Source organism: Cupriavidus sp. LA-1 (assembly GCF_055385985.1).
The window spans coordinates 642,708-664,567 of sequence record NZ_AP031388.1; the positions used below are offsets into that span (position 1 = coordinate 642,708).

Below are 21,860 nucleotides of genomic sequence, written 5' to 3' on the forward strand. Positions count from 1 at the left end.
ATCAGGCGAACGGCTGCGGCACCTCCGGCCGGTAGTCGAGCAGGCGCGACAGCTCGGCCGCCGCCCGCCTGACCTGTTCCACCACGTTGTCAAGCTGGTCCGGGTCGATGCGCGAGGCCGGGATGGTCGCGCCCAGCGCCGCCACCACCTTGCCGCTGCGGTCGCGCACCGGCGCCGCGATGGTGGAGATGCTGGCCTCGAAGAAGCCTTCGTGCAGCACATAGCCACGCTCGCGGTCGCGCTGGACCATCTCATACAGCTCTTCGACGGTGCGCGGCGTGCTTTCGGAATACACTTCCAGGCGCGCTTCCGGATACAGCGCGCGCAGCTCCGCCAGCGACAGGTCCTCCAGCAGCACGCGGCCCAGCACGGTGGCGTGCGCCGGCAGCCGGGTGCCGACATTGACCGTGCTGGCAAACGGGCGCAAGGCCACCGACTTGGCCACATAGACGATGGAGCGCCCGTCGCGCACCACCAGGTTGCACGGATAGTGGATCTCGTCGCGCAGCCGGTCCAGCAGCGGGCGGCCCAGCTCGGTCAGCTCCAGCGAGGCCAGGTAGTCAAAGCCCAGGCGCAGCACCGCCATGCCCAGGCGGAACTCGCGCCCGCCGTCGGTGCGCTCGACGAAGCCCATCATCTCCAGCGTGGCCAGCAGCCGGAACACGGTCGAACGGGGCACCTTGAGCCGGCGCGCCAGCTCGGCCGCCGACAAGGTGCGCTCGCGGCTGCTGAACTCGGCCAGCAGCCGCAGGCCGCGTTCCAGCCCCGGCACGATGTATTTGTCCTGGCCGCTTTCCTGCGTGTCTTCCTGCGGCGAATCGGTCGTCATGGTCTGTCTCTGCAATATTCGGTCTTGGCGTAACGCTCTCATATATCACGCCTGCACCCCGTAGGGTACCCGTATTGCCGCCAGACCCTCGCCCCGGGCGCCGCCTAGGCTCCCGGGCGCAGGTAATCCCGCAGCCAGGCCGCGCACTGCTCGCCCTGGGCCGCGGGCCAGCGCACCACGATGGTCTCGTTGCGGCGGCGCAGCTCGACGCAGATGTCCGACAACGGGCCGCGCGCGGCATCGCCACGCCCGAACAGCCGGGAGAACAGCCCGCCCGCGGCGGGTGCCGGCGGCGCGGACTGTGCCGGCGGCACCGCATGGCCATTGACCGCCGCAGCGGATACGACTGCCGCCGGTACTGCAGGTGCAGCCGTCGTCGCCGGTTCAGGCAGCGCCTGCGCCTCGCCCGGCGACAGCCGCGCCAGCAGGTTGGCACCGAACTCGTCCCACATGCGGTCGGCCTTGGTCTTCATCACGCTCAGGCCGAAGGTGCCCAGCCGGCCCAGCACGTCCACCTGCACCCTGATGCGCAGCTGCGTGCCGCCATCGTCCAGCGCGGTCAGGAACAGCTCGCTCGACTGCCGCAGCGAGCTTGCCACCGAAGCATCCTCGCCGGTGCCCTCGGTGCGCAGGTAATGCGGCGCGCGCGTCTCGACGATCTTCGTATGCAACCGGAAGCGCGCGTTGATAAAGGCGATCTTGACTGCCATGTGCGCGATGTACTCGACCTCGCTCAGCACTTCGATCGATTCCATGCCAGGCACGCAAGCGCCCATCACGTTGGGGTCGAGCAGCAGCTCCCACACGCGCGCCGGCGGCGCCGCGGTGACCAGGGTCTTTTCAATTTCCACGCACTTTCTCCGCGGCGGACAGGACCGATTCAACGATGCCGACATAGCCGGTGCAGCGGCACAGGTTGCCGTTCAGGCCGTGACGGACTTCGTCTTCGGTCGGGTTGGGGTTGTTGGCGAGCAGCGCGCACGAGGCCATCAGGAAGCCGGGCGTGCAATAGCCGCACTGCAGCCCGCCGTTGTCCATGAAGCACTGCTGCAGCGGATGGAGCTGGCCGTCGGCGGCCAGCCCTTCCACGGTCATCACATGGCGCCCGCGCGCCTGCACGGCGAGCATCAGGCAGGACTTGACCACCTCGCCGTCGACCAGCACGGAGCAGGCGCCGCAGATGCCGGTCTCGCAGCCGCGCTTGGTGCCGGTCAGGTTCAGGTCGTCGCGCAGCAGGTCGGACAGCAGGCGCCGCGCCGGCACCTCGACCTGGTGTTCTTCACCGTTGACGGTGAGTTCGATGCTGATTTTGTCCATGGGAACTCCTTACTCCGAGGCCACGCCGAACAGCTCGGCAATGGTGCGGCGTGCGACCACGCGCACCATCTCGCGCCGGTACGCCTCGGACCCGCGCATGTCCGAGACCGCGTTGATGTCCGCGGCGACGATGGCGGCGGCTTCCGCAGCCAGTTCCGTCGTCACGGTCTTGCCAGCCAGCAAGGCCTCGGCGCGGCGCAGCCGGGCCGGAATCGGCGTGGAAGCGCCCACCGCCAGCCGCGCCTCGACGCAGAACGCGCCCTCGCGCCGCACCGCCAGCGCCACGCTGGCCAGCGGCCGGTGTTCGGCGGCGGTGCGCAGGAAGCGCGAATAGCGGCCGTCGGCACCGCCCCCCGGCGCGGGCAGGCGGATCTGCGTGACGATTTCATCCGGCGCCAGCGCCGTGACGTAGTAGTCGACCAGGAAGTCTTCGATATCGATCACGCGCTCGCCGCCGCGGCCGCTGACCACGATCCGCGCACCCAGCGCCATCAGGCAGCCCGGCGGATCGGTGGCGGGGTCGGCATAGCAGAGGTTGCCGCCGATGGTGCCCTGGTTGCGCACCTGCGGATTGGCCACGCGCGCGGCCATGCCGGCCAGCATCGGGTAGTGCGCCTGTACCAGCGGCGAGCGCGCCACCTCGGCGTGCAAGGTCAGCGCGCCGATGCGCAGGCCCTCGCGCGCATCGAAGGTGATGCCGCGCAGCGCATCGAGCCGGCCCAGCGAGACCAGATGGCTTGGCGTCAGCATGCGCTGGCGCATGCCGAGCATCAGCGCGGTGCCGCCGGCAAAAATGCGGCAACGGTCGCCCAGGTCGGCCAGCATCTGGCTGGCCTCGGCCACGGTGCCCGGCTCAAGGAAGGCAAAGTCACGCATGGGCGTCCTCCTTCTCCTTCAGTTCGCGCAGGCCGGCCAGCACCTTTTCCGGCGTGATCGGCAGCGACTGGATGCGCACGCCCACGGCGTCGAACACGGCATTGGCGATCGCCGCCGCGCCCGGCAGGATCGCGGTTTCGCTGGCGCCCTTGGCGCCGTAGGGGCCGTTGGGGTCGTTCGATTCCACCACGTCGGTGCGCAGCATCGGCACCGCGTCGGCGGTGGGCATGGTGTAGTCGGCAAAGTTGCCGTTCATCAGGCGGCCATCCTCGTATTGCAGGTTCTCGTAGAGGGTCCAGCCGATCGCCTGCACGGTCGCGCCGTGGGTCTGGCCGTGCACCGCGAGCGGGTTGATGGCCTTGCCGCAGTCGTCGGCGACAAAGCTGTCGACCACGGTGACCTGGCCGGTGCTGGTGTCGACCTCCACCTCCACGGCCTGCACCGCGAACGAATGCGCGGGCGCGACGTTGCCGTAGTAGTTGGCGTCGTGCATCACCGTGGGGGCGTCATAGGTGGCACGCACGTGGATGCCCTCGCCGCCGTGGCGGAAGATATGCAGGCGCGCGATCTCGGCCAGCGTGGCGGACTTGTCGGGCTGGCCTGGCGCGGCGATGCGGCCATCGGCAATCACCAGTTGTGCCGCATCCGCGCCGAGCTTTTCCGCCGCAAGCGCCAGCAGCTTCTGGCGCGCCTCGCGCGCCGCGCGCAGCACCGCGTTGCCGGCGATGATGGTCACGCGCGACGCCAGCGAGCCCAGGCAGAACGGTGCGGTATCGGTATCCGGCGCCATCACGGTGACGTGCGACAGCGGGATGCCCAGCTCCTGCGCGCAGATCTGGCTGAGCATGGTGTTGGCGCCCTGCCCCATGTCGCACTCGCTGGTCTGCAGCATCACGCGGCCGTCCTCGTTGACCTTGAGCAGGATGGTCGAGCCATCCCAGTTGCCCAGCGTGCGGTTGCCGCTGACATGCATGGCCGCGGCGATGCCCACGCCGCGGCGGCGCGTGCCGGTGCCGCGCGGCGCCGCGCGCTTCGCGTCCCAGCCGATGGCCTGGCGCGTCATGTCCAGGCATTCGGCCATGCCGGTGCTGCTGATCTTCCAGCCATGCACGCTGGTTTCGCCCGCGCCGATCGCATTGCGCTTGTGCACTTCGATCGGGTCGATGCCGAGCATGCCGGCCAGCACGGTCAGGTGGCAGTTCAGCGGGAACTGCATCTGCTGTCCGCCAAAACCGCGGAAGGCGCCGCGCGGCGGGTTGTTGGTATAGGCCATCACCGCATGCGAGCGCACGTTCTGCACGCGGTGCATGTTGTCGCTGCGCATGGCGGTGACGTGCATCACGTCGCCGGCAAGCCCTGAGTAGGCGCCGCATTCGGCCGTGATGCGCACGTCCTTGGCCAGGATCACGCCGTCGGCCGACAGCCCCATGCGCAGCCAGACCTGCATCGGCACGCTGGCGCGCGCGCCCTGGAAGTCTTCCAGCCGGTTGTTGACCAGCCGCACCGGGCGCTCCAGCCGGCTGGCCAGGTAGGCGCAGATCAGGCTGTTGTTCTCCTCGACGATCTTGGCGCCGAAGCCGCCGCCGGTGGTGGCCTGCACCACGCGGATGGTCGAGACCGGCCGGTCCAGCGCCTCGGCCAGCCGCGCGCGCGCCAGGAACACCGACTGGGTCGAGGCCCACAGCGTGAGCCGCCCGTTGCCGTCCTGCGCCGCGACCGAGGCCATCGGCTCCAGGTAGCCCGGGTACTGCGAGTGCATGTCGTAGGTGGCCTCGTACACCGCCGCGCAGGCTTCAAACGCGGCATCCACGTCGCCGCGCACGATGTGCATCTCGTGGCCGATATTGTGCGTGCCGGCGTGGAGTTCCGGCGCGCCCTCGGCCAGTGCCGCCGCCGGCGTCAGCAGCGCGGGCAGCACCTCGTACTCGATGCGGATCAGGTCCAGCGCGTCGCGCGCGATCTCCTCGCTCACCGCCACCACCGCGGCCACTTCCTCGCCGACATGGCGCACCACGCCGCAGGCCAGGATGCGCTGCTCCTTGCGGTGCGGGCCCCAGTTGCGGGTGGGCACATCCTGCCCGGTCGCCACCAGCTTCACGCCGGGCAGCGCGCGCGCCGCGGTCGTGTCGATGCGCACGATGCGCGCGTGCGGGTGCGGGCTGCGCAGCACCTTGGCGTGCAGCATGCCGGGCAACTTGATGTCGCCGGCATACTGCGCGCGCCCCATGACCTTTTCCCGCGCGGTCACCTGCGCCGTGGCGCTTCCCACGATGGCCTTGCTCATGCCGGCCTCCTGCTTGTCTTGATGCATGAATGCGATGCGATGACCCGGGTCATTCCGCCGTGATCGCCAGGTCGCGGATCACCTTGCCCAGCCGCTCGTAATCGGCCGCATTGACCTTTTCCAGCGCGGCCGGCGCGCCGCCCACGGGGCTGGCGCCGAAGGTTGCCATCTTCTCGGTCACGTCGGGCAGGCGCAGCACGTCGTTGAGCTGCTGGTTCAGCACCTTGACCACCTCGGGCGGCGTGCCCTTGGGCGCCATCACGCCGTGCCATGCGCCAACCACCACGTCCTTGTAGCCAAGCTCGGCCAGCGTCGGCACGTTGGGCAGCAGCGGCGAGCGCTTCGCGTCGGTGATCGCCAGCGGGATCAGCCGGCCGGTGTTGATGTACTGTGCCACCGGGCCCAGCGTGACGTAGGCAAAGTTGACATGCCCCGCCACCACGTCATTGACCGCCGGCGCCACGCCCTTGTACGGCACGTGCTGGATCTGCACGCCCGCGGCGCGGTTCAGCATCTCGCCGGCGATATGCATCGGCGAGCCCGCGCCCGGGCTGCCATACGTCAGCGTCTTGCCGCCCCTGGCCGCGGCAATCATCTCGCCGACGGTCCTGATGCCCGCCTGCGGATTGGCCACCAGCAGCACCGCCTGCACGGCGGTCTGGATCACCGGCGTGAATCCGTGCAGCGGGTCATAGCTGGCCGACGGCGCCAGCTTGAGCACCATCGGGGCCAGTGTGAACGGGTTGGGCGTGTACAGCAGCGTGTAGCCGTCGGCCGGTGCGCGGCTGACAAAGCTGGCGCCGACCACGCCGCCGGCGCCGGGGCGGTTCTCGACGATGACCGGCTGCTTCAGGCGCGCCGACAGCTTGTCGGCATAGAGCCGGGCCATGGCGTCGGTGTCGCCGCCAGGCGGATAGGCCACGACCATGGTCACGGTCTTGGCCGGATACGCGGCGGTGGCCTGTGCGCTGCCCGCGGCAAGCGCGAGCGCGGCCAAGGCAGTGGCGGCAAGGAAAAGGCGGCGGGGGCGTTCGTGTCTCATCAACAGCTCCTGTGGGGGCGCATTCGCGGTTGGAGTGGGCTGTTGTGCGCACCGCGAAAACAGGGTTGGCTCGGGTTACAACACTTTCGGTTGTTTTATTAGTGAAACGTATGTTCATCTCAGGAACACCAACCATCGTATGTCTCCAATATTGACAACTCAACTTACGTTAAACCCCAATTGACATGTAAATTTTCTCGTTAACATTTTCGCTGCCATGAAAGCGACACACGATGGCGGAATTGGCGAGCGGCTGTGAGACAATCTGGCCCGCCAACCGGCCCCGCATGGCGGCCGGCAGACCCGATCAAGAGGAACGCATGCCCCGTGACGCCGCGCCCGCCAACGGCAAGCCCGCGACAGACGCCAGCCCCTGGACCGACCTCGACGAGGCCGGCAGCGGACTGACCGTCGACAATTTCCTGACCACGATGCTGAGCCAGCTGGTCACTGCCCTGCGCAGCACGGTGACCAAGCCCTATGCGGAACAGTTCGGCCTGACCGTGCCGGAGTGGCGCATCCTGGCGCTGCTCGCGCACGCGCGCGAGCTGCCGTTTGCGGAGCTGGTGACGCAGTCGACCTCGGACAAGGCGCTGGTGAGCCGCACCCTGCGGCTGCTGGAAGATCGGGGGTTGGTGCGGCTGACCTCAGCCGGCAACACGCCGCGCAAGAAGCTGATCTGCGCGATCAGCGAAGCCGGCGCCGCGCTGCACGACCAGGTGATGCCGCTGGCGCGGCGCGGGCAGGCGCAGGTGATCCGGCAATTGTCGCCGGAGGAGCGGGAAGCGGTTTATCTGGGGTTGAGGAAATTGTTGAGGGGGCAGGAGTAATCTTGGCCTGGGCGGGCTACGGTCTGACTCCGCGCGGTTGGTTATCGCCCTTGGCGGGCGGGGGCTGGTTTCGCCGGTGTGGCTCGGCTGGCCTTCTGCTCGTTGGCTTGGGTATGTCGGTCGGGTTCGATGTTGTCGTAGGTTGGACCGCCTGGTTCCGCCCTGCTGGGCGGGTCACTTTTTGGCCGAGCGCCAAAAAGATGGAATGAACGCACCCCGGCCCTCCGATCAAAGGCGCCGGTAGTTCAGCTGTGCATCCGGGGAAACGTGACAGGGTAGGCGGGTCCCCCATCACGAAACGGCATCGATGTGCCAGAGTGGGAGTGTGACCAACCACGCGAGGATGGAGGGACCCGAGATGAATACTACGACTTACGGCCTGGACATTGCAAAGACTGTCTTCCAGCTCTATTGGGTCGAGCCTTCGGGCAAGTGTTCCAACCGCCGCTTCAGCCGGCCCAAGCTGCTGGAGTTCCTCTCGAATCGCGAGCCCGGGCGTATCGCGCTCGAAGCATGTGGCAGCGCGCACTGGTGGGCCCGCCAACTGCAAGCCTTGGGTCATGAGCCGGTGCTGTTGCACGCCAGGTACGTGCGACCGTTCGTGCAGACGAACAAGACCGATGCGGCCGATGCCAAGGCTATCTGGACCGCGGCGCAGCAGCCCGGGATGCCATTCGTGGCACCGAAGACCGAGCCGCAGCAGTGCGTGCTCAGCCTGCATGCCATGCGCCAGCTGCGCGTGAAGATGCGCACCATGCTGGTCAACCAATTGCGCGGCACGTTGTTTGAGTTCGGAATCCGGATCCGTCCGGGGCTGCGGGCTGGCCTGCAGGAAATCGTGCAACGAATGGACGAACTCGAACAGGACGTGCCGCCCTTGCTGTTTGAGTTCGTGCGCGAACAATTGCAAAGCATCGAACGGCTCGATCAAGAGATAGCTCGCCTGGATCAACGCATTGATGCCTGGGGTCGGCAGAATCGGGCCTGTAAAACGATTTTGGCCATTCCCGGCATCGGCATGCTTACCGCCACGGCCATGGTCGCCACCATTGGCGACGCGCACACCTTCAAGTCCGGGCGCCAACTGGCGGCTTATCTTGGCCTGGTGCCCAAACAGACCGGCACCGGCGGCAAGGTCTGGCTGAGCGGCATCAGCAAACGCGGCGACCCCTACCTGCGCACCTTGCTGATTCACGGCGCGCGGGTGGTCCTCACTCATCTGCGACGCAAGAATCAGCCCGGCTGGAGCTTAACCCTCGCCCAGCGACGGCCGAAAAACGTCGCGGCTGTTGCCCTGGCTAACAAGACGGTGCGTACCATCTGGGCCCTGTTGGCCCACGACCGAACCTATGACCGAGACTACGTCTCGGTCAGGCCTGCCTAACGGCAGGCAGAGCTAGCAAGGAAGGAACCCGTCCACAGGTTGCGGCGGTAATGTCAGCGTGATGGCAAAACAGGTTGGACCGCGGGAGTGCAAGCCCAATTGGTTACTGGTGCTCAAAGCACGGCGAAAAGATAGGGACACTCCCGGCGAAATCCATCAGGGCCTGCAGGCCAGGCCTGCACCGCAAGGCCGGATATAAGTCTGCAGCCAATCCTGTCCAAGCCTGATGTTGGCTTTACCTTGCAAACCGGGGCGCGTTCATATAAGTAACCAAAAAACGCGTCGCCTCTGGCGGCTGGCCACCAATTCCTCGGCGATGGTAGTTCGAGCGGTGGTGATTTCCGTTCGATGTGGTTGGTGGTTCACGCCTGCTACGCTCCCGGGATGTGCCTTGCGTCCACGGACTATTGGACGAACCCGACTTTAGGCTGTTGGCAGCCTTCTAACCAGGTCATCGGTAGGACGCCTACGGCTGCGCTGCGCGCACTCAGTATCGTAGGTCATGGGCCCTGGCACGGAGTGCGTCGCTGCGCTCGCACGGCGTTGTCGCGGATGATGCCGGGCCAAAGGAAAAAATCAGGACGTGGCCACTGGTTCTGCCACGTTAGGACGCGCGCGAAGCGCAGCCGAAGGCGTCCCACCGACGCGGTGCTTAGCAGGCTGCCAACAGCCTAAAGTCGGGTTCGTCCAATAGTCCGTTGATGTGGGCACAGACAGGGTGCGTAGCAGGGTCGAACCACCAACCCCATCGACCGGAAATCACCGCCGCCCGCACCACCCACACCGAGGAATTGGTGGCCAGCCGCCAGAGGCGACGCGTTTTTTGGTTACTTTTTGTCGCTCCGGACAAAAAGTAACCCGCCCAGCAGGGCGGAACCAGGCCGTAAAACCTACGACAACATCAAACCCGACCAACATAACCAAGCCAAAGAGCCCCCCCTCAAACCTCCAACTCCTCCAACACCCGCCCCTTGGTCTCAATCCCAAGGAAATGCACGGTGACAGCCGCCAGCGCCGGCACCACGGACAGCGCAAAGAAGGCAATGCTGAGGTCGCCGCTGCCGATGGTGCTGGCGATCAGGCCCGGCGCAAAGATCGCCGCCAGCTTGAGCCACGCGCCACCCAGCCCGCACCCCATTGCCCGCACGCTGGTCGGGTACAGCTCCGGCGTATAGACATAGGAGGTAATGAAGCCACTGGCCAGGAACCCCATCGCCAGCGCGCACAACGTCGCGACCACGTACACGTTCGACGCGTGGAACACTCCCGCCAGCACCAGCGACAGCGCGCACAGCAGGAACGACACATTGATCACCGGCTTGCGCCCGACCTTGTCGACGATCATCGCGCACACCAGCGAACCGACCACGCCCAGCACCGACGCACCGGCGGCGAGGTTCAGCGCCAGCTGCAGCGGCGCGTGGTAGACGGTCTTGTAGACCGTGGGCAGCCACGTCGACAGCCCGTACTGGATAAAGCCGCAGGTCGCCCACAGCATCCACACCGCCAGTGTGCGGCCGATATAAGGCTTGCTGACCAGGTCGCGCACGCGGCGGCGCGGATGCTGGGCCATGCGTTCGTAGGCGCTGGTGTCGCCCAGGGGCGGCAGCGGCATTCTGGCGCGCGCCTCGAATGCCTGCAGCGCGGCGTCGGCGTCTTCCAGGCGGCCCTTCTCGGCCAGCCAGCGCGGCGATTCGGGAATCACGCGGCGCAGGATGAAGAACAGCACCAGCGGCACGCCGCCGAGGAAGTACATCACCTGCCAGCCGTAGTGCGGCACCAGCCAGGCGCCGATGCCGTTGGACACCATCAGCCCGATCGGGAACACCACCTCGTACAGCAGCACGAAGCGCCCGCGCCCATGCGCGCGCGTGACCTCGTTGATATAGGTGGCCGCCACCGGCAGCTCGCCGCCCAGGCCCAGGCCCTGCACGATGCGCAGCAGCGCGAAGACCTCGAACGACGGAGCAAAGCCGCAGGCCAGGCTCATCAGGCCGATGATGCCCGCGCTCCATCCGATCGAGCGCAGCCGGCCAAAGCGCTCGGCCAGCCCCGGGAACAGCAGCGCCCCGACCAGCTGGCCGACCGACGGCGCCGCGATCAGGAAGCCGATCTGGCCCGGCGTGAGCGACCACTGCGCGATCAGCAGCGGCAGCGTGGCGGCAATGGCGATGACGTCGAAACCGTCGAAGAAAGTGGCCAGGCCGATCAGCAGCCGGGCGCGGATGTGCATGGCGTTGCCCGGCATGCGCTCGATGCGGGCGACGATATTGCCGCGCGTGAGCGTGCCGCTGCGGGCGGCTGCACCCTGGCCGGCGCTGTCGGCCGAGGTCACGATACCTGCGGTGGCGGCCACCGGTGCGCGGGGGGGCGCTGCGTCTTGTCTCTGAGTCAACACGGGGCTTCTCGGTTTAATTTTTCGGGGGTTGCTCCCCTCTCCCGCTTGCGGGAGAGGGGCCGGGGGAGAGGGCAGGCGCTTGCTAACGGCATATGCCGCGACTTGCCCGGCGGCCTGGGAAGAGGAGATCGGGATTCGACAGCGCGCTGGCTACGGCCGGCGCTGCCCCTCTCCCCCGCCCCTCTCCCGCGCGCGGGAGAGGGGAGAACACAATCGCGAAATTACAAGTCCAGCACCAGCTTGCTGCCCTTGCACCCCGATACGCAAACCATCATGGTCTTGTTGCTGGCGCGCTCGCTGCTGCTGAGCACGCTGTCGCGGTGGTCGGGGCATCCTTCCAGCACCGCCGTCTCGCACGAGCCGCACACGCCTTCGCGGCAGCTGTAGTCCATCTGCACGCCGGCATCGAGCAGCGCGTCCAGCAGCGACTTGCCGGACGGCACCTTGACGGTGGTGCCGGTGCGCGACAGCGACACGGTGTACTCGCCCTCCTGCACCGCCTCGGTCGAGGGGTCGGCGGCAAAGCGCTCGATGTGCACGTTCGGGTAGCCGTGCGCTTCGCAGGCCGCCTCGAACGCCTTCAGCATCGGGCCGGGGCCGCAGCAGTAGAGGTGCGTCTGCGCATCCTGGCCGGCCAGCATCGCGTTCAGGTCCGGCGGCACGCCGGCCTCGTCGTCGAAGTGAAAGCGCACGGCATCACCATGGGCCGACAGCTGTTCGACGAACGCGGCCTCGGCGCGCGAGCGGGCACAGTAGATCAGCGTGAACGACTTGCCCAGCTCGGCCAGCCGGCGCGCCATGCAGACGATCGGCGTGACGCCGATGCCGCCGGCGACCAGCACGGTGTGCGCGGCGCTCTCGTCCAGCGCAAAGTTGTTGCGCGGCGCGCCCACGGTCAGCGTGGTGCCCACGCGCAGCTGCTCATGTACGTAGCGCGAACCGCCGCGGCTGCCGCGGTCCAGCAGCACGCCCACCGTATAGCGCTGGCGCGCTTCGGGCGCGCCGCACAGCGAGTAGCTGCGCACCAGGCCGTTGCCCAGGTGCAGGTCGATATGGGCGCCCGGGCTGAACTCGGGCAGGGTCTCCCCTTCGGGATCTTGCAGTTCGATGCTGACCACGCCGCGCGCTTCAAAACGCATGGCCTGGACGCGCAGGGTCAGGGACTGGTGGGCACTCATTGCTGCTTCCTTCGATTGCGCTGCTCTGCTGACTTACCGCTTCTCGGTCAGGAACTTGCCTGCCGGTCCGCCCGCATTCTTCTGGCGGCGGGTATTGCCGTCGATGCCGCCCTCGATCGCCCACTCGGCGAACATGGTCGGGCCGGGCTCGAAGGCACGTGGTTCCCAGTGCTCGTCGAGCTGGTCTTCGTCTGCGTAGTACTCGATCAGGCCGCCGGCCGGGTTCTTGAAGTACCAGAAGTAGGCCGACGAGATCGGGTGCCGGCCCGGGCCGAGCTGGGTGTCCCAGCCCTTGCGCGAGACATGCATGCCGCCGCCGAACACTTCATGGATGTCACGCACCGTGAAAGCGACGTGGTTCAGGCCGCTCTTCGGTTCCGGCAGCTGCAGCAGGAACAGGTCGTGGTGGCCGCCCTCGGGCGTGCAGCGCAGGAAGGCGCCGCGGTCCGGGTAGCGGTCCGACGGCACGAAGCCGAACTTCTCGACATAGAAGCGCTCCGTGACCTTGACGTCCTTGACGAAGAACACCACGTGGCCCACCTCGATCGGGGTGGCGTGGTCGTAGATCGGGCTGCGCTGGTTCAGGCGCGGTTTGTCGTTCCACGTATTCATCAACGCGCAGTCGACCTGCACGTCATGCTTGCGCGTGACCTGGAAGCGCACGGCCAGGCCGTTCGGGTCGGTGCAGCCGATGCGCAGGGTGTCGCCCTCGCCCTGGCGCACGAAGCCCGGCGCGTCGGCGATCGCCCTGGCGATGTGGTCCAGCGACGCCTGCGATGCCACGCCCCACACCACTTCGCGCAGCGTCGGGCCGGCCTCGATGGCGGGCGGCAGCGTCGCGTCGTCGATGCGGCGCACCAGCACGCGGCAGCCGTTCAGCGTTTCGAAATCCAGGCCGTGCGCGTCGTCGCGCCTGATGGCCAGGCCCCAGTCCGAGAAAAAGCCACGGCAGGCGTCAAAGTCATCCGCGCCGTAGACGATCTCGTCGATCCCCAATACCTTGATCATTGTCTCTCTCCAGCCTGCCGGGTTCAGTGGTTGGCCCACGGCAGCGGTTGTTCGTTCAGTCCCCAGTACACGCTCTTCTGCTCCATGTACTGCAGGATGCCAAGCCGTCCCTTCTCGCGCCCCAGGCCGCTGTCGCGCCAGCCGCCGAACGGCGTCGAGATCGAGAACTGCTTGTAGGTATTGATCCATACATTGCCCGCCTGCACGGCCCGCGCCACGCGCCAGGCGCGCTTGTAGTCGCGCGTCCAGACGCCGGCGGCGAGCGCATAGACGCTGTCGTTGGCCTGCGCGATCAGGTCGTCCTCGTCGTCGAACGGGATCGCCACCAGCACCGGCCCGAAGATCTCTTCCTGGCAGATGCGGGCGTTGTTATCCAGCCCTTCGATGATGGTCGGCGTGTAGAAGTAGCCATTGGGCAGGCCGGCCACGTCGGGGCGCAGGCCGCCGGTGCGCAGCTGGCCGCCCTCTTCCACGCCCGCCGCGACGTAGGACTCGATGCTGTCGCGATGACGGTCGGTGATCAGCGGGCCCATCTGGGTGCGCTCGTCCGACGGATCGCCCACGCGCAGGTGCGCGGCGCCCGCGGCCAGGCGCTCGATGAAGGGCTCGTACTGCGAGCGCGCCACGAACAGCCGCGAACCGGCGATGCACGACTCGCCCGACGAACTGAAGATGCCGTACAGCACGCCGTTGACCGCATGGTCCAGGTCGGCATCGTCGAACACCATGGTCGGCGACTTGCCGCCCAGCTCCAGCGACACCGGCATCATCTTGTCGGCGGCGATATGGGCGATGTGCTTGCCGGTGGTGGTGCCGCCGGTGAACGACACGCGGCGCACCAGCGGATGCTTGGTGATGGCATCGCCGATCACCGAGCCCTTGCCCGGCAACACGCTGATCAGGCCCTTGGGCACGCCAGCCTCGTCGCAGATGCGCGCCAGTTCCAGCGCCATCAGCGGCGTGACCTCGGCGGGCTTGACCACCACGGCGTTGCCGGCGGCGAGCGCCGGCGCCATCTTCTGCGCCTCGCTGGCAATCGGCGAATTCCACGGCGTGATCGCCGCGACCACCCCCATGGGCTCGTACACGCTCATGGTCAGGCAGTCGCCGCGCTGCGGCGTGATGGTCTCTTCCAGTGTCTCGCAGGCCGCCGCAAAGAACTGGAAGGTGCCGGCGGCGCTGGCCACCAGGGCGCGCGTCTCGCTGATCGGCTTGCCGTTGTCCAGGCGCTGGCGCTGCGCCAGCTGCTCGCCCTTGGCGCGGATCAGCTCGGCCACGCGGTACAGCACGACGGCGCGCTCATGCGGCTTGCGCTGGGCCCAGCCGCTGGTGAGAAAGGCCTGGTGGGCGCCCTGCACGGCTTCTTCCACATCCGCCAGGCTGGCGGCGTTGAGTTCGGCCACCACTTCGCCGGTGGCCGGGTAGCGCGTGCCGTAGCGGTCGCCGGTCCCCAGGCGCCATTCGCCCGCGATGCAGATGGGGAGTACTTCTTGCGTCTTCATAGTCGTTGCCTGCTAAGTCTGTGGGGCGTGGCTGCCAGGGCTAGATCGATACCGCGTGCGCCCGGTTGCCCAGCGCGCGCACCACGCTGAACACCGTCAGCGCGGAAGTCTTGGGGTTGGCCGCGAGCGGCTTGCCGCGCATGGTCAGCTCGAAACCGCCGAAGGCGCCGCGCGCTTCCACGTGGTGCACGTTTTCCACGGCGTGCGGATCGGCCAGCAGCTTCACCGAGGTGCGATCCAGGCCGAGACCGGCCAGCGAGACCGTGGCGGCCACGTTGGCGTTCTTGGGATACAGGCGTGCCGCGTCGCGGGCAGTGCCTTCGAAAATCACGGTCGGCTCGGTCAGCGCATCCAGGTCGAACAGCTGCTCGGCCGGTGTGCCGGTCCAGGCGCGCGCCGGCTTGCGGCCGGTGTAGATGACTTCGTCCAGGCCGCCGACGCGGGCCGCGGCCAGCGCGTCGATGGCGCCGATCGCGCCGGAGAGCAGCTGCACCTGCGTGCCGCCGCGGCGTGCGGCCGCTTCCAGCCGCTCGGCCATGCCGGGCTCGGACAGCGCGCCCACCGACACCACCATGCACGGGATGCCGCGTTCCAGCGCCGGCACGATGTGCTCTTCCAGCGCATGGTGGCCGGCGCACTCGACCAGCAGGTCGGGGCGGCGCTCGTCCAGGTGCGTCGCCACGCGGGCGCTCGGCGCCAGCGCGGAGACCGCGTCGCGGGCCTCGTCCATCGTGTGCTCCGGCACGATCACCACGTCGAACACCACGTCAGGATCGCTCTTGAGCAATTCCATCACGCCGCGGCCGATCGCGCCGCAGCCAACCATGGACACATGCAGCATCTCCGGTCTCCTTCAGGCGGTGACAGTGGTTTGTTCGCGCGCCGGCTCTTCGTTGTCCTTGTTCACCGGGGGGCCGGCAAACGCGGTCTTGAAGGAGCCGATCGACAGCATGTCGATCTCCAGCAGGAACGGGCCGGACTCGGCCGTGGCCGCTTGCAGCGCGGCGCCGACCTCGGCCAGGTTGCTCACGCGGGCATGGCGCAGCGACAGCGACCTGGCCAGCGTGGCGTAGTCCGGCGTATGCAGGTCCACGTAGTGGCGGCGGCCGCCGTACTGCGCGTCCTGGATGTTCTTGATCACGCCGTAGCCCTTGTCGTTCATCAGCACGATCACCATGTCGGCGCGTTCCTGCACCGCGGTGGCCAGCTCACCCAGGTTCAGGATGAAGCCGCCGTCGCCGGCCAGCGTGAAGGTCTTCTTGCCCGACGCCGTCGCCGCGGCACCGATCGCAGCGCCGATACCCATGGCCAGGCCCTGGCCGATGCCGCCGCCCAGTGCATGCACGCCGGCACGCGAATCGAAAATCTGCAGATGGCGGTTGCCCCAGGTGCTGTTCGACACGGTCACGTCGCGGACCCAGTTGAAGCTGCGGCCGACCGCGCCCTGCAGCGCCTGCACCAGCGCCGAGTACGGGCCGAGGCCGTCGACCAGGCCGTTGACGGCGGTGTCGTGGGCGCGGCGCAGGTCGGCGGCGAAAGCCGGGTCGATCTGCATGCGCTTTTCGAGCCGGTCCGCCAGCGCGTCCAGCGCCAGCGCGGCGTCGCCGCTGACAAAGTAGTCGCTCAGGTAGCAGCGGCCTTCGGCGGCCGGGTCGGCGTCGATGCGCAGCAGCGGACGCGGCAGCTTGAGTTCGTACTTCAGGGTTTCATTGCCGCGCAGGCGCGAGCCCACCACCAGCATCGCGTCGCAGGTCTGGTAGAAGTTCTCGACCGGCTTGTGCAGGTTGTAGGCGCCAAGCGTTCGGGGATCGTCTTCCGGCACGATGCCGCGGCCCTGCGTGCTGGTGACCACGCCGAAGCCCAGGTCCAGCAGGCGCTGCACCTGCTTGCTGGCGTGGCGCGCACCGCCGCCCAGCCACAACATCGGGCGCCTGGCCTTGACCAGGCGCTCGGCCAGCGCGTCCAGCGCATGGGCCGACGGCACGTGCTGCGGCACCGGCAGCGGCTGCAGGTCGGCCGGCATGTCGATCAGCGCGGCCTGGATGTCGATGGGGATCTCCACGCTGACCGGGCCGGTCGGCGCCGTCAGCGCGGTCTGCACGGCCAGCTTGATGGTGCTGATGGCAGTGTCGGCGCTGCGGATGCGGAAGGCCGCCTTGGACACGGCCTTGAGCATGGTCAGCTGGTCCGGGGCCTCGTGGATGTACGCCAGGCTCTGGTCCAGGTACGGCGTCTCGATCTGGCCGGTGATGTGCAGCATCGGCGTGCCGGCGGTCAGGGCTTCGACCATGGCGCCGGCGGCGTTGCCCGCGGCGGTGCCGGTGCTGGTCAGGCACACGCCCAGGCCGCCGGTGGTGCGGGCATAGGCGTCGGCCATATTGGTGCCGCCTGCTTCGCCGCGCGCCGGCACGAAGCGGATCTTGCCGCGCTCGCCCATGGCATCGAGGATCGGCATATTGTGGATCGAGATCACGCCGAAGGCGGCCTTGACGCCGCACTGCTCGAGGAACGCCGCGATGGCGCAGCCGACGGTGACCTGCTGTTGTTCGTACTGGGGTTGATTAGGCATGACGGGAGTGTCCTCCGGAGATATCGATATGGCTGCCCGTGGTGTACGAAGACAACGGCGAGGCAAGGAACAGGATGGCGCGGGCTGCCTCGACGGGCAGGCCCAGGCGGCCAAGGGGAATATGTTTCTGCTGGGCCAGGCGCGCGGTCCATGCGGCCCAGTCCAGGTGGCGGTCTTCTTCGGGGCGCGCCTCGAAGCGGCGGCGCCACTGGCCCGATTCGACCAGCCCGATCAGGATACCGTTGACGCGGACACCCCTGGGCGCGAACTCGGTCGCCATCGAGCGCACCAGGTTGAGCACGCCGGCGCGCGCGGCGGAAGTCGCCACCATGTGCGGCTCCGGCTGCTGCGCCAGCAGCGAATTGACGCAGACGACGGCGCCCTGGCCCGATTGCTCAAGCTGCGGCAGGAAAGCGCGCGTGGGGTGAATCACGGAGAAGAATTTGAGCTGCAGCTCTTCCATCCAGGCCGCGTCTTCGGTATTGGCGAAGGTGGAGACGCGCCCCTGGCCGGCGTTGTTGACCAGCATGTCGGCGTTGCCCAGCGTGGCCTGCACGCTGGCGGCAAAGGCAGCGACCTGTTCCGGCCTGAGCACGTCGCAGGTGGCGGCATGCAGCCGGCACCCGGGGAACTTCTCGCGCAGCTGCGCTTCGGCGCTGCGCAGGCGGGCCTCGTCGCGGCCGCACATGGCAACGGCGGCGCCCGCTTCGAGCAACAGTTCGACGGTCGCCAGCCCGATGCCGGAGGACCCGCCGGTAACGACGGCAACCTTGCCGTCGAGTTCAATCATGGACATTGTCCTCACTCCCGGTACAGATTCACCACCTTGGCGCCGCTGCTCTTCAGCGACGGGCGGTAGTCAAGCAGGCGCGACAGCGCGCCCGCGGCTTCCCTGACCCGCTCCACCATCGCGTCCAGCTGCGCCGGATCGATATGCGCGGCGGGGATGGTGGCGCCCAGCGCCGCCACCACCTTGCCGGTGCGGTCGCGCACCGGTGCGGCAATGGTCGAAATGCTGGCTTCGAAGAAGCCTTCCTGCAGTACGTAGCCGCGCTCGCGGTCGCGCTGGACGATCTCGTGCAACGCGTCGACGGTGCGCGGCGTGTTCTCGGAGAACACTTCCAGATGCGCCTCCGGATACAGGCTGCGCAGTTCGTCCAGCGACAGGTCTTCCAGCAGCACGCGCCCCAGCACCGTGGCATGCGCGGGCAGGCGCGTGCCGACGTTGACCGAACTCGCAAACGGTCGCGGCGACACCGCCTTGGCCACATAGACGATCGAACGCCCGTCGCGCACCACCAGGTTGCTGGGGTAGCCGATCTCGTCGCGCAGCCGCTCCAGCAGCGGGCGGCCGAGTTCGGTCAGCTCCAGCGACGCCAGGTACTCAAACCCCAGCCGCAGCACGGCCATGCCCAGCCGGAAATCCCGGCCGCCATCGGCACGCTCGACAAAGCCCAGCATTTCCAGCGTGGCCAGCAGGCGGAACACGGTCGAGCGCGGCACCTTCAGGCGGCGCGCCAGTTCCGCGGCCGACATGGTGCGGTCCTTGCTGCTGAACTCGCTCAGCAGGCGCAGGCCGCGCTCCAGGCCCGGGACGATGTACTTGTCCGGGGTCTCGTTGGCGGCGGGCGTGGCCCGGATGGGATTGATGCTCATGGCTTCGGTAGCGGTGCGCTGACGGTGTTCGCCGGCATCAGCGCTTGATCTTGGTCAGCGGATGCTCGGGCGGGTAAGTCGGCGTGATCGGCTTCTTGGCGCCCAGCATCACGCACATCAGCGCGTCTTCCTCGCCGATATTGATTTCCTCGCGGTAGACGCCCGGCGGCACCGAGACCAGGTCGCGGTCGGTCAGGATGGTCTCGTAGCGCTCGCCGTCCTTTTCCAGGATCAGCTTGACCTTGCCGCGCAGGATGAAGAACACCTCTTCCACGTCGGTGTGGATATGCGACGGGCCTTCATGGCCGGCCGGGATGATCATCGTGGAGAACGTGAAGTTCTCTGACGGCACGGTATTGGTGTCGGCGGCCACACCGGTGCCGCCGGTACCCAGGTAGCGCATCTGCGCGCGGCGGTACTTGGGGTCGTAGTCGGCCTGGAACTTCAGCGCGTCCCAGTCGTACTTGCGCGTGGAGAAGCGCGCCACGCGGCTTTCCATCCACTGGTCGAACGAGGCATCGTCCGGTTGCTCCCACGAACGCTTGATGTCTGCTGGTTGGGAAAGATCGCTCATTTGGATTCCTCTTGGTTTCTGTGGATCAGTGCATCAGTGCATGACAAAGCCGCCGTTGACCGCCAGCGTCTGGCCGGTCACGAAACGGGCGAGGTCGGACAGTGCAAACAGCACCGCGCCGCAAACATCGTCGGGCAGCTGCTCGCGCGAGATCGCGCGCTGCTCGCGGTACAGGTCGTGCCGGTGCTGCGGCACGTATTCGGTCGCTTCCACCAGCGTCAGGCCCGGGGCCACCGCGTTCACCGTGATCTGGTCGCGGCCGAGTTCACGCGCCAGCGAGCGGGTCATGCCGATGATGGCGCTCTTGCTCGCCACATAGGCCAGCAGGTTGGGCGCGCCCCACAGCGGCGTGTCCGACGCCAGGTTGACGACGGCGCCGCGGCCGCTGGCGCGCAGCGCCGGCAGGCAGGCGGTGGTCATCAGCCAGGTGCCGCGCACGTTGACGTTCATCACGCGGTCCCAGGTGGCGATGTCGATCGCGGCGGCGTCACGGCCACCCGAATCGGTCACGGCAGCGTTGTTGACCAGGCCGTCGAGTCCGCCCAGCGCCTTGACCGCGGCCTCGGCGCAAGCCTGCACCGAGGCCGGGTCCGACAGGTCCAGCGTGACCGGCACCACCTTCAGGCCGCGGGCGCGCAGGGCGTCGGCTTCCTGCTGCAGGCGCTCGGCCAGGATGTCGGCCATCGCCACCGTGGCGCCGGCTTCAGCCAGCGACTGGACGAAGGCGAGGCCCAGGCCGCGCGCGGCGCCGGTGACCAGCACCTTGCGCCCGGCCAGCAGCGTGTTGTTGGTGATGGCCTCAGGCATGGCTGGCGGCTCCGGCGGGTTGCAGCATGGCCACGGGCTCGTCAGCCACTTCCTGCTCGGCGCGGCGCTTGAGCAGGCGGCGCACGCGGGTGATGCCGGCATCGTGCTGGTACAGCATCTCGTGGTCGCGCGCGTTCGGGGCCATCATTTCCAGCACCACGCGGTCCTGCTCCAGCACGTCCCAGTGCAGCTGCTCCAGGCGGTTGCGGTACAGGAAGCGCCACACGTCGCGCTCCCAGCCTTGCACGTGGCGGGTACGCCAGAAGAACACCATGCAGTGGTCTTCATCCACCGGCGTGGCCATGCCGACGATGCCGAACGGGCCGCCCGGGCCGACCTTGGCGCGATACGGAATCGCCAGGCGCAGCCACAGCGTGCCGGTCTCGCCGAATTCGACCCAGTCGAAGTTGACGCCGCGCTGGCCGGTCTTCTCGAACACCAGGCCGTGCTCGGTCTCGCGCACCTGCATCACCGCGGACTTCTCGCCGCTGGCCATCGAGTGCGATACCGCATGCAGGTAGGCGCCGTGCATCGGGTCCATCACGTTGTCGATGGCGTAACGGTAGTTGCAGTCCCAGTGCGCCACGCACAGGAAGTGGCTGTGCTCTTCGCTGACCAGTTCTTCCGGCAGGCGCAGCTCGTCGGGGCTGCCCTCGCCTTGCGGGGCCTGGTCGCCGAACCACAGGAAGATGGCGCCGGCCTTTTCCTGCACCGGGTAGCTGCGCACGCAGGTGCGGCCTTCCAGCGGGCAGCTTTCCACTGCCGGCACGCTCTTGACCTGGCCGTCGCCGCCGACTTCGACGCCGTGGTACCAGCAGGCGACGCGGTCGCCCAGGTTCCAGCCCATCGACAGGCGCGCGCCGCGGTGCGGGCAGCGGTCTTCCAGGGCGTGGACCAGGCCGGCGCCGTCGCGCCACAGCACGATGTTCTGGCTCAGGCGGGTGATGCCGATCGGGGCATGGGACACCGCCCACGAGGCGGCGACCGGGTACCAGTAGTTACGCAGGCCGGTATTCAGGCGGGCTTCGGTGCGGGCTTGCTTGTTCGATTCCATGGTTTTCTCGCTTCGAGGCTGGACTTGGACTGGGGCGGGCTCAGGCGCCCAGCCGGCGCATTTCGGACAGGAAGCGCTCTTCGGTCCAGGGCTGGCCGTCCACGCCCAGGAAACCGGCGTCATTGAAGGCGCGCACGATGTCCTGCGGGTTTTGCGCGCCGCCTTCGAACGCGGCTTCAAGGGCATCGCCCAGGGCGTTCTCGTAGGCGGTCGCTGCGGCGGCGCGGGTCTGCCAGACGATGTTGGCGACCTTGCCGGGTTGCTCGATATGGCCCTTGCCTGCGACGTTGTTCGGCGCCGGACGCTCCCAGGGCACCAGGTTCGGGTTGTACGAGAGGCTTTCCATTGCGCTTTGCTCCATGTCTTGCAGCGGGGGGACCGTGTTCCGCGCGCCTTGCCGACCGGTCTTCCGATCGCCTGGCTACGTTTTACTAATGAAACACTGGTTTAGATATTGAACACAGGTACGACTATAGACAACGCGGCCGCAAAAATTGACTGGGGTTAACCCGCGATCAAGCTGTGAAATCTGGAGGGGTGGCGCACGGTGCG

Annotated in this window: 20 protein-coding genes; 2 read left to right on the forward strand and 18 right to left on the reverse strand. The window is 67.8% G+C overall.

The annotated features are described in order from the left end of the window. Position 1: 1 nt before the first annotated feature. The 6 genes from ACZ5MJ_RS22035 to ACZ5MJ_RS22060 form a co-directional block, all read right to left on the reverse strand. Positions 2-829 (reverse strand): IclR family transcriptional regulator, encoded by an 828-nt coding sequence (locus ACZ5MJ_RS22035; protein ID WP_464225774.1) that lies wholly within the window; start codon positions 827-829, stop codon positions 2-4. 104 nt (positions 830-933) lie between these two features. Continuing rightward, entirely contained in the window at positions 934-1,680 is a 747-nt protein-coding gene (locus ACZ5MJ_RS22040) for a CoxG family protein (RefSeq protein WP_464225775.1), read from the reverse strand. Continuing rightward, positions 1,670-2,146, reverse strand: a complete 477-nt coding sequence (locus ACZ5MJ_RS22045) for a (2Fe-2S)-binding protein (RefSeq protein WP_464225776.1) — start codon at positions 2,144-2,146, stop codon at positions 1,670-1,672. Before ACZ5MJ_RS22045 ends, ACZ5MJ_RS22040 begins: the two co-directional genes overlap by 11 nt. Before the next feature lie 9 nt (positions 2,147-2,155). Beyond that, positions 2,156-3,022: an FAD binding domain-containing protein gene (locus tag ACZ5MJ_RS22050; RefSeq protein WP_464225777.1), complete on the reverse strand. Its 867-nt coding sequence runs from the start codon at positions 3,020-3,022 to the stop codon at positions 2,156-2,158. Beyond that, positions 3,015-5,306, reverse strand: a complete 2,292-nt coding sequence (locus ACZ5MJ_RS22055) for a xanthine dehydrogenase family protein molybdopterin-binding subunit (RefSeq protein ID WP_464225778.1) — start codon at positions 5,304-5,306, stop codon at positions 3,015-3,017. Before ACZ5MJ_RS22055 ends, ACZ5MJ_RS22050 begins: the two co-directional genes overlap by 8 nt. Positions 5,307-5,355: 49 nt before the next feature. Further along, on the reverse strand, positions 5,356-6,348 hold the full coding sequence (locus ACZ5MJ_RS22060) for a Bug family tripartite tricarboxylate transporter substrate binding protein (RefSeq protein ID WP_464225779.1): 993 nt from the start codon (positions 6,346-6,348) through the stop codon (positions 5,356-5,358). Between the two features lie 320 nt (positions 6,349-6,668). Between ACZ5MJ_RS22060 and ACZ5MJ_RS22065 the strand changes: the two genes are divergently transcribed. Next, positions 6,669-7,178, forward strand: a complete 510-nt coding sequence (locus ACZ5MJ_RS22065) for a MarR family winged helix-turn-helix transcriptional regulator (RefSeq protein WP_464225781.1) — start codon at positions 6,669-6,671, stop codon at positions 7,176-7,178. A 358-nt stretch (positions 7,179-7,536) separates the two neighbouring features. Then, entirely contained in the window at positions 7,537-8,562 is a 1,026-nt protein-coding gene (locus ACZ5MJ_RS22070; protein ID WP_464220378.1) for an IS110 family RNA-guided transposase, read from the forward strand. 940 nt (positions 8,563-9,502) lie between these two features. Here the strand turns inward: ACZ5MJ_RS22070 and ACZ5MJ_RS22075 are convergent. The 12 genes from ACZ5MJ_RS22075 to ACZ5MJ_RS22130 form a co-directional block, all read right to left on the reverse strand. Then, positions 9,503-10,918 carry an MFS transporter gene (locus tag ACZ5MJ_RS22075; RefSeq protein ID WP_464226572.1) on the reverse strand — a complete coding sequence of 472 codons (1,416 nt, stop codon included), beginning with the start codon at positions 10,916-10,918 and terminating at the stop codon, positions 9,503-9,505. Between the two features lie 263 nt (positions 10,919-11,181). Next, positions 11,182-12,138 carry a PDR/VanB family oxidoreductase gene (locus ACZ5MJ_RS22080; protein WP_464225783.1) on the reverse strand — a complete coding sequence of 319 codons (957 nt, stop codon included), beginning with the start codon at positions 12,136-12,138 and terminating at the stop codon, positions 11,182-11,184. Between the two features lie 33 nt (positions 12,139-12,171). After that, positions 12,172-13,146 (reverse strand): VOC family protein, encoded by a 975-nt coding sequence (locus ACZ5MJ_RS22085; RefSeq protein ID WP_464225785.1) that lies wholly within the window; start codon positions 13,144-13,146, stop codon positions 12,172-12,174. Positions 13,147-13,169: 23 nt separating this feature from the next. Beyond that, the gene (locus ACZ5MJ_RS22090; protein ID WP_464225786.1) at positions 13,170-14,648 is read right to left on the reverse strand and encodes an aldehyde dehydrogenase; all 1,479 of its coding nucleotides are present in this window, start codon (positions 14,646-14,648) and stop codon (positions 13,170-13,172) included. A gap of 40 nt (positions 14,649-14,688) precedes the next feature. Next, positions 14,689-15,489, reverse strand: coding sequence for an aspartate dehydrogenase (locus ACZ5MJ_RS22095; protein ID WP_464225787.1), 801 nt, complete (start codon positions 15,487-15,489; stop codon positions 14,689-14,691). A gap of 12 nt (positions 15,490-15,501) precedes the next feature. Further along, entirely contained in the window at positions 15,502-17,217 is a 1,716-nt protein-coding gene (locus tag ACZ5MJ_RS22100) for a thiamine pyrophosphate-binding protein (protein WP_464225788.1), read from the reverse strand. Continuing rightward, on the reverse strand, positions 17,210-18,013 hold the full coding sequence (locus ACZ5MJ_RS22105) for an SDR family oxidoreductase (RefSeq protein ID WP_464225789.1): 804 nt from the start codon (positions 18,011-18,013) through the stop codon (positions 17,210-17,212). The genes ACZ5MJ_RS22100 and ACZ5MJ_RS22105 overlap by 8 nt, the downstream gene beginning before the upstream one ends. 5 nt (positions 18,014-18,018) lie before the next feature. Beyond that, complete coding sequence (locus tag ACZ5MJ_RS22110; RefSeq protein ID WP_464225791.1) at positions 18,019-18,873, reverse strand: IclR family transcriptional regulator; 855 nt, start codon at positions 18,871-18,873, stop codon at positions 18,019-18,021. A gap of 37 nt (positions 18,874-18,910) precedes the next feature. Continuing rightward, positions 18,911-19,447, reverse strand: coding sequence for a cupin domain-containing protein (locus ACZ5MJ_RS22115; RefSeq protein ID WP_464225792.1), 537 nt, complete (start codon positions 19,445-19,447; stop codon positions 18,911-18,913). A 33-nt stretch (positions 19,448-19,480) separates the two neighbouring features. After that, complete coding sequence (locus ACZ5MJ_RS22120; RefSeq protein WP_464225793.1) at positions 19,481-20,254, reverse strand: SDR family oxidoreductase; 774 nt, start codon at positions 20,252-20,254, stop codon at positions 19,481-19,483. Continuing rightward, positions 20,247-21,308 (reverse strand): aromatic ring-hydroxylating dioxygenase subunit alpha, encoded by a 1,062-nt coding sequence (locus ACZ5MJ_RS22125; RefSeq protein ID WP_464225795.1) that lies wholly within the window; start codon positions 21,306-21,308, stop codon positions 20,247-20,249. The genes ACZ5MJ_RS22120 and ACZ5MJ_RS22125 overlap by 8 nt, the downstream gene beginning before the upstream one ends. 40 nt (positions 21,309-21,348) lie before the next feature. Continuing rightward, complete coding sequence (locus tag ACZ5MJ_RS22130) at positions 21,349-21,654, reverse strand: recombinase-like helix-turn-helix domain-containing protein (protein ID WP_422696054.1); 306 nt, start codon at positions 21,652-21,654, stop codon at positions 21,349-21,351. Positions 21,655-21,860 lie beyond the last annotated feature (206 nt).